The organism is Streptomyces beijiangensis (assembly GCF_017315755.1).
Lineage (GTDB): Bacteria > Actinomycetota > Actinomycetes > Streptomycetales > Streptomycetaceae > Streptomyces > Streptomyces beijiangensis.
Genome location: NZ_JAFLRJ010000039.1, coordinates 21922 through 30007 on the forward strand (window position 1 = coordinate 21922; position 8086 = coordinate 30007).

General features: G+C 71.5%; 8 protein-coding genes. 4 read left to right on the forward strand and 4 right to left on the reverse strand.

Translation table 11 applies throughout. The features are described 5' to 3' along the window. The first annotated feature begins 64 nt into the window (after positions 1–64). Together J0695_RS05450 and J0695_RS05455 are read left to right on the forward strand one after the other, a co-directional pair. Positions 65–877: an alpha/beta fold hydrolase gene (locus J0695_RS05450; protein ID WP_206960680.1), complete on the forward strand. Its 813-nt coding sequence runs from the start codon at positions 65–67 to the stop codon at positions 875–877. Further along, positions 871–1365, forward strand: a complete 495-nt coding sequence (locus tag J0695_RS05455; protein ID WP_206960681.1) for a DinB family protein — start codon at positions 871–873, stop codon at positions 1363–1365. Before J0695_RS05450 ends, J0695_RS05455 begins: the two co-directional genes overlap by 7 nt. A 75-nt stretch (positions 1366–1440) precedes the next feature. On the opposite strand, the gene J0695_RS05460 is transcribed toward J0695_RS05455, so the two are convergent. Further along, a complete protein-coding gene (locus J0695_RS05460) occupies positions 1441–1608 on the reverse strand; it encodes a hypothetical protein (protein ID WP_206960682.1) in 168 nt (55 codons plus the stop codon). Between the two features lie 81 nt (positions 1609–1689). On the opposite strand from J0695_RS05460, the gene J0695_RS05465 reads away from it, so the two are divergent. Further along, positions 1690–2658: a GlxA family transcriptional regulator gene (locus tag J0695_RS05465; protein ID WP_206960683.1), complete on the forward strand. Its 969-nt coding sequence runs from the start codon at positions 1690–1692 to the stop codon at positions 2656–2658. A gap of 117 nt (positions 2659–2775) precedes the next feature. Further along, positions 2776–4707, forward strand: a complete 1932-nt coding sequence (locus J0695_RS05470) for a glycoside hydrolase family 20 protein (RefSeq protein WP_206960684.1) — start codon at positions 2776–2778, stop codon at positions 4705–4707. Here the strand turns inward: J0695_RS05470 and def are convergent. The 3 genes from def to J0695_RS05485 all read right to left on the reverse strand — a co-directional run bounded on the left by def (position 4683) and on the right by J0695_RS05485 (position 7720). Beyond that, on the reverse strand, positions 4683–5324 hold the full coding sequence (gene def, locus J0695_RS05475; protein ID WP_206960685.1) for a peptide deformylase: 642 nt from the start codon (positions 5322–5324) through the stop codon (positions 4683–4685). The two genes, J0695_RS05470 and def, sit on opposite strands and share 25 nt — an antisense overlap. A 59-nt stretch (positions 5325–5383) precedes the next feature. Further along, a complete protein-coding gene (locus J0695_RS05480; RefSeq protein ID WP_206960686.1) occupies positions 5384–6367 on the reverse strand; it encodes a tetratricopeptide repeat protein in 984 nt (327 codons plus the stop codon). Between the two features lie 114 nt (positions 6368–6481). Next, a complete protein-coding gene (locus J0695_RS05485; RefSeq protein ID WP_307798438.1) occupies positions 6482–7720 on the reverse strand; it encodes an HD-GYP domain-containing protein in 1239 nt (412 codons plus the stop codon). Positions 7721–8086 lie beyond the last annotated feature (366 nt).

The following is an 8086-nucleotide window of genomic DNA, read 5'->3' on the forward strand; positions in this document are numbered from 1 at the left end:
ACGGGTCGGCAGAGCGCGGAAATCCCCGCGCCCTGCCGGCCCGCCGCCCTTTACAGTGCGCCGCATGAAGCACTTCTCCACCTCCGGCGCCACGCTCCACTACGACGACCTCGGCCCCGAATCCGGCCTCCCCGTAGTCCTCGTCCACGGGCACCCCTTCAACCACACACTCTGGGCCCCGCAGGCGAAAGCCCTTGCGGCGGCCGGACACCGCGCCATCACCCCGGACCTGCGCGGATACGGCGACTCCACGGTCACCCCCGGCAAGGTGCTCCTCTCCGGCTTCGCAGAAGACCTCGCAGCCCTCCTCGACCACCTGGGCCTGGAGCGCGCGGTGATCGGCGGGGTCTCCATGGGCGGCCAGATCGCGATGGAGTTCCAACGCCGTTACGCACACCGGGTGCTGGCCCTGATCCTGGCCGACACCTCCCCGGTCGCCGAGTCCGAGGAGGGCAAAGCGTTCCGTAACTCCCTCGCGGACCGGCTCCTCTCCGAGGGGATGGCGGGATACGCGGCCGAGGTGATCGACAAGATGCTGGCCGCCTACAACGTCACGGCCCTCCCCGACGCGGCCGACCATGTCCTGACGATGATGCGCACGACCGACCCCGAGGGCGCGGCAGCGGCCCTGCGCGGCCGGGCGGAACGCCCCGACTACCGCGAAACGCTCGCCGCCGTCACGGCACCCACCCTCATCCTGGTGGGCGCGGACGACGTCTACACCCCGGTCCCCGACGCCGAGTCCATCCGGCGCCTGATCCCGCACGCGACCCTGGCCGTCATCGACGGCGCCGGACACCTCCCGGGCGTGGAACAGCCCGAGCGGTTCAACGCGGCACTGCTCCCGTTCCTCGCTGCTACGGTCCCGGCATGGTGATACGCATCCCGCCCCTGGCGGGCCCCGAGAAGGACACTCTCCTCGTCAGCATCAACCGCCACCGCGACGCGGTGCTCTGGAAGCTGGAGGGCCTGGACGACGAGCAGGTACGACGCCCGCTGACCCCGTCGGGCACGAATCTCCTCAGTCTGGTCAAGCACTTGGCGGCCGTGGAGTACGGCTGGTTCTGCGAGACGTTCGGGCGGGAGCACGATCCGCTCGGCTTCGATCCCGAACAGGACCTGGAGATCGGCCCCGACGACACGACCGCGGCCATCGTGGCGCTCTACGGCCGGGCCCGTACCGCCGCGGACCTGGCGATCAACGAGGTCGGCCTGGACGGTCTCGGCAAGTCCTGGGACGGCGAGACGGTGTCGATGCGCTGGGTCCTGGTCCACATGATCGAGGAAACGGCCCGGCACGCGGGCCACATGGACATCGTGCGCGAACTGATCGACGGCGCGACGGGCTCCTACCCGGAGTCCTGAACACACCTGGGGCGGGACCGCTGCGGCCCCGCCCCCTCGTTCAGCGGATTCGGCTCATGCGGCCCGGCCACAGGATCAGGCGGAGAGCTCGTACCGCTTCTCGGCGCGCGATGCGTGACGCTGAGCGGCGGCCCGTGCGATCTGCCGGTCGATGCGCCGGTCGTGGGCGACCCCGACGAGCGACGGCAGGGCGATGAGGACGAAGACGGCGATGACGGTCAGGTAGTTCAGGAAGGTGTCCATGCGTCTACTTTCCCGCTCGGCGGCCCGGAAAATGAGTGGCAGGACCGTCATGCAACCTCGAATTGCTGCCACACTGGATCCATGCTGAAGAACGTCGCTGTCGTGCTGCTCGACCACGTCCACCCCTTCGAACTCGGCGTCGTCTGCGAGGTGTTCGGCCTCGACCGCAGCGACGAGGACCTGCCCGTCTACGACTTCGCCGTGGTCTCCGCCGACACCCCTGTCCTCAGCACCCACGCCGGCTTCACCCTCACCACGTCGCACGGTCTCGACCGGCTGGAGGAGGCCGACCTCATCGCCGTGCCCGCGGGCGACGACTTCGCGACCCGCACCTTCCCGCCCGAGCTCCTGGCCGCGCTGCGCCGTGCCGTCGACCGCGGGGCCCTCGTCCTCAGCGTCTGCTCCGGCGTTTTTGTCCTCGGCGCGGCCGGCCTCCTCGACGGGCGCCGCTGCACCATGCACTGGCGCCACGCCGACGAGCTGGCCGTCCAGTACCCGCGCGCGATCGTCCAGCCCGATGTGCTGTACGTACAGGACGGCCCGGTCATCACCTCGGCGGGCACCGCGGCAGGGATCGACGCCTGCCTCCATCTCGTACGGCAGGAGCACGGCCCCCAGGTCGCCAACGCCATCGCCCGCCGCATGGTGGTCCCGCCGCACCGCGACGGCGGCCAGGCCCAGTTCATCGAGCGCCCGCTGGCCGCCATGGCCCGGTGCGACACGGTGGGCGAGGTGCTCGCGTGGATGGCGCGCCATCTGGAGGAGGAGATGACCGTGGAGGAGCTCGCGGCCCGCGCGCACATGTCCCCGCGCACCTTCGCCCGCCGCTTCCAGCAGGAGACGGGGACCACGCCCTACCGCTGGCTGCTGCGCCAACGCGTGCTGTACGCACAGGAGTTGCTGGAGGGGTCGGACGAGACGGTGGACGCCGTCGCGGGCCGCTCGGGCTTCGGTACGGCGGCCGGTCTCCGCCACCACTTCCTGCGCACCCTCGGCACGACGCCCAACGCCTACCGCCGCACCTTCCGGGTCGCCGCCCCGGCCGCGTGACGCGGGACGCCCGACGCGTGACCGCACTTCCGTCCAACCATCCGCATGCACCGTCCATGGACTTCCCGGTGCGGCACCACCAGGGTCGTTGGCCAGGACTACGGAAGGGCGATCTTCATGCGGAAGGCAAGACGAGGAGCCGCGGCCGCAGCGGCTCTGGTGGCGCTCTGCGCCGCGCTGCTCCCCGGCCAGAGCGCATCGGCGGCGGACGCGGGCCCACCCCCCGAGGTGCTGCCCGCGCTGCGCGAATGGCACGGCACAGCAGGCGAGTTCACGCTCACCGACCGTGCGCGCATTGCCGTGGACGCCCGCGACGGGCGCACGGAGAGCGACGCACGGCGCTTCGGCGGTACGGAACTGACCGGCCACCACCCCGTCACCCGGGGGCGGGCCAGGGCCGGCGACGTCGTACTCCGCCAAGACCCGTCCCTCAAGGGTGAGTTGGGCGCAGAGGGCTACCGCATCTCCGTCGGCGACCGCCTGACCGTCACCGCGGCCACCTCCACCGGAGTCTTCTACGGAACCCGCACCGTCCTGCAGCTCCTCAACGACGACGGCCGCGCCGCCCGCGGTTCGGCCACCGACGTCCCCGCCTACCGTGAGCGCGGCGTCGGGGTCTGCGCCTGCTACATCCATGTCTCGCTGCCGTGGTTCGAGCGGCTGATGAAGGACATGGCCTCGCAGAAGCTCAACCAGCTCTGGATCGAGGGCAAGGTGAAGAGCGACGTCGACCCGAAGACGGCGTTCTGGGGCTACTACACCAAGGCCGAGGCCCGGCAGCTGGCCGCCGTCGCGGCCAAGTACCACATCGAGCTGATCCCCGAGATCAACTCCCCCGGCCATATGGACCCTTACCTGGAGAACCACCCCGAGCTCCAGCTCAAGGACAAGGACGGCACGCCCTCCGCGCCCCGGCTCGACATCTCCAAGCCCGAGGCGCTGGCGTACTACACCTCGCTCGTCGACGAGGCGGTCAAGGCCTGGGGCGCCAAGCAGTGGCACATGGGCGCCGACGAGTACATGATCGGCTCCGCCTACCCCAACTACCCACAGCTGCAGGCGGAAGCGACGAAGCGATTCGGCGACAAGGCGTCCCCCGACGACCTCTTCGCCGACTTCATCAACCAGGTCGACACCCACGTCAAGGCGGGCGGCCGTACGCTGCGCATCTGGAACGACGGCCTGGCGGGCAAGAACACCGTCGTCCCGCTCGACCGCGACATCACCGTCGAGCACTGGACGGGCGGCGGCTCCATCGAGAAGCCGTCGGCGCTGCTCGCCGAGGGCCGGCCGGTCATGAACTCCGCGTACTCGCTCTATCTGGTGCGCGGCGGCTTCACGATGAACACGCAGAAGCTGTACGACTCGGACTGGACCCCGCTGCGCTTCGAGGACGAGACGCTCACCGGGCGGCCCGCCAACCTGACCGGCGCGAAAATCTCGCTCTGGCCGGACAGCGCGGCAGCCGAGACGGAGAACGAGGTCGAGGCGAAGACGTTCATGCCGCTGCGCTTCCTCGCCCAGGCGACCTGGGGCGGCCCCAAGCCGGCGGCGACGTACGCGGGCTTCGAGACGCTCGCCCGCACGCTGGGCCACGCGCCGGACTGGGCGAACACCGACCGGACCCCGGTCGCGGACGGCACGTACAGGCTGACCGCGCCGGGCGCCAAGTCCCTTGCCCCGGCGGCCGGTTCAGGTGTGGCGCTGGTACGTGGCTCCACCGCGGCCTGGACCGCGACGGCCACCACCGACGGCTACTACACCCTGAAGTCGGCGGAGAGCGGCCAGTGCCTGGACGCCACGCGCGGCAAGCGCTACCTCGGTGCCCCGCTGGAGGTGGGCGCCGAGCTGTCCGCGGGGACCTGTTCGGCGACCGCCCGCACCCAGCGCTGGCAGCTGGAGCCCGCCGGAAACGGACACGGACACGGCGTCGTCATCCGTAACGCGATCTCCCAGCTCGCCGTGGGCGAGCGGGAGACGGACGGCGCGGCCGTGCAGTCCCTGACGGGTCAGGCGTTCGGCCCTCAGGCGTTGGGGACGGTCTCGTAGCGCGGCGTGCCCTCTTCCATCTGTCGGAGCGCGTCCTTGCGGTCGCGCTTCGACAGCCGGTCGATGTACAGGTAGCCGTGCAGGTGGTCCGTCTCGTGCTGCAGGCAGCGCGCGAAGTATCCCCTGCCCCGGACCTTGATCGGGTTGCCCTCGGCGTCCTGGCCGTGGACCACCGCGTAGTCGGGGCGGGCCAGCTCGGCGTAGGCGGTCGGGACGGAGAGGCAGCCCTCGTTGCCGTCGTCGAGCCGGCGGCTGTCGGCGGGGAGCTCCTCCAGGACCGGGTTGCAGACGACCCCGGTGTGGCGGGCGCCGTCGTCGTCCGGGCAGTCGTAGACGAAGACCTTGAGGTCGACGCCGATCTGGTTGGCGGCCAGGCCCACGCCCTCGGCCGCCTTCTGGCTGGCGAACATGTCATCGATCAGCTGGGCCAGCTCCGGGCCGAACTCCGTGACGTCCTTGCACTCCTTGTGCAGGACCGGGTTGCCGACGACGGTGATGGGGCGGGCGGTGCCGCGTGCGCGGTGCGCCTCCTCGCGCTCCTCACAGTCCTCGGTGTCCACGACGAAACCGTCATTGACCTGCTGCTCGGCCTGCTGGTCCGTCTCCTGCTGCGCCATGTCCGCCGTAAGCCTTCCTCAAAACCCGGATTCGATCCCATACAGCCTAAGGCCAGGAATCAGCAGACTTCTTCCAGATCACGCCACTCACGGCTGTCCGGGGAGTCCGCGACCCACCCGTCGAGCAGTCCGCGCACGAGTCCTGCGGGCGCCGCGATGCCGCATTCGCGCTCGGGGGACCACAGCTCACCGGCCGTACGGTGCCCGTAAGGCCCGGGGTGTCCCGGCTCGCTGTGGTCGTGCGGGTCCAGGTGCTGCGCGCCGTCGCCCTCGTCGGAGGGCATCTTCGACTCCGAGCAGGTGCGGCAGAGCAGCCGTACGGAGGACGACCAGTCCTCGGCGGCGAACCCGGCGTCGGCCGCCAGCCGCTCCAGGGCGTCGCGGTCGCTCTCGGTGGCGGCCTCCAGGAGGACCACCCAGGTGGGGACGGGGGACGGCGCCCAGAGCTCGATCTCGTCGAAGACGGGGAAGGCGGGTCCCGCGGACGTCAGCCGCTCCCCGTGCGGTACGCCGTCGTGCAGCACGACCTCGCCCCAGCGGCGCCCGGAGGACGGCAGCGGGATGGAGAGGATCTCGATACGGGCGGGGTCGAGCCGCCTGCCCCAGACCACCTCGGCCTCGCCCTCGGGGGAGAGCCGTACGGCGGCGGAGCCGAGGTCCATGCCGACGGGCTCCCCGTTGGAGGCGGCGGCGCCAGGCACCTTCAGTCCGTACGCCTGCCAGGCCCTGCGGGCGAGGGGCCAGTCCTGGAGCGCGGTGGCCGCGATGCCGACGTTCCACCAGTCGGGGGCCCCGGTCTCCCGGTCGAGGAGCGCCACGGCCCGCAGACCGGCCGCCCGCGCCTGGTCCCAGTCGTGCCGGAACTTGTGCAGCAGAGCCAGGTTGAACCACGACTCCGACAGCCATGGCTCCAGGTCCGCCGCCCGGGTCAGGAGCGCTCCCGCGTCCTCGTACCGACCGTCTCCGATCAGCGTGAACGCGCGGTCGGTGGCCTGCCGCCACGAGGCGGAGGGCCGATGCCGTACCTTCCCGAAGATCCTCACGATTCCCGCCTGCCGGTCGCTTCCAGGTCGTTTCCAGGCTGCTGTCACAGCCCCCGGACACCCTCTCTTCGCATCCAACCATGCCCGGCCGGATGCCCGCTCATTACCCAGTGGTTACCCAGGCGGGACGGGTGTGACTCCGCCCCTGGACAGGACATGGGCCAGGGATTCCACGACCGCCGGGTGGTAGTCGTGGCCGGTCCCGAGCCGCAGCCGCTCCAGCGCGGAGAGGGGACTGCCCATACCTCCGCTGCCCCCCACCAGGTCCTCGTACGCGTTGACCGCCCGCACGATCCGGGCGGACAGCGGCTGCTCCCGGTACGGATCGGCCTGCCGCTCCACGACGACAGCGACCTCCGCGTCCACCCCGGTCTGGCGCACCACGGCCCCGCCCAGCAGCGCGATCCTGCGCTGTTCGGCGGCGGGCAGCGGCTCCGTGGCCCCGTCGGGCACCGGATCGAGCAGGGACAGCTGCCCGATGTCGTGCATCAGAGCCGCGTACTCCAGAACGGTCAGCTCCGGCTCCGAGAGCCCCAGCTCGCGCCCGACGGCCCGGCTGAGGGCGGCGACCCTGCGGGCATGCCCCGGTGGGGTGTATCCCGCGATCTCGGTGGCGCGGGCGAGCGAGGTGATGGTCTGGGCGTACGTCGTCCGTACGACCGCGTAACGGCGCAGGGAGAGCTGGGTGAGCAGCAGCGGTACGGAGACCACAGGAAGCGCCCACAGCCCCGCGACGGCCACCCCCAGCGCCATGACGGCCCCCGTGGCACAGACCGCGGAACCGATCCCGATCAGCCCGCGCAGCTCGTCGCGGAGGATCGGCCCGTACCGGTATCGGGTGCGGGCCCGGGCCATCGCGGCGGCGAGAACGGCGTCGCAGAGGGCGGTGAGGGCGAGCAGGAGCAGCAGTACGAGGGCGTAGTAGGGCCCGTCGCCCACCCACTGCCCCAGCCGTCCCGAGTTGTAGAGCGGCTGGAAGCAGACCGCGGCGAAGCCGACGGTCAGCACCCGCCTGGCCATGTGGTCGAGGCCGGGACCCCGCCCGAGGGCCACGTGCGGCACGGCTCCGGCGAGTGCGGCGGCCACCACGACGGCGACCACCTGCATGGCGCCGTGGCTGGTGGGGCGCCCGCCGTCCTGGCCGAGCAGCGCGTAGGCGAGGGCCCCCGCAGCACCGAGCGGTGCGGGCTCGCGGTCGATCTCCCCGCGCCGTGCGAGCTCCCCGACCGCGATGAGCACCCCGAAGGCGAGGGCGGCACCGGGCGCGACCACCCCGTGCCAGAGGGTCCACCCGAGCCCGAGAACAGTGAGCAGACCGGCGGCGGCGTACACACCCCGCACGGTCAGAGGCACCCGGCCCCTCACCGGCCGACCCCGCCTATACCGCTGTCGCGGCTGTTCCTGTCCGCGCTGCTCCCACCTGCACTTTTCGCGCCCAGTCCGGGCAAATCAAGCCCGTCCGGCCCTTCAAGCCCGTCTGGCGCTTGAGGACGTCTTTCAAGCCCGTCCGGCCCTTCAAACCCGTCCGGCGATTGAGGACCGGGGGTCCGGGGGCGGAGCCCCCGAAAAAGGAGGCCGCCCCGGCGACGAGGTGTCACCGGGGCGGCCTCTGCGCGACCCTCGGTCGCTTGTCCATCTCAGGTGTGCGGCACTCGCTCCGTCGGGATGACGCCCAGGCGGCCCGCCTGGAAGTCGTCGAAGGCCTGCTGCAGCTCCGCG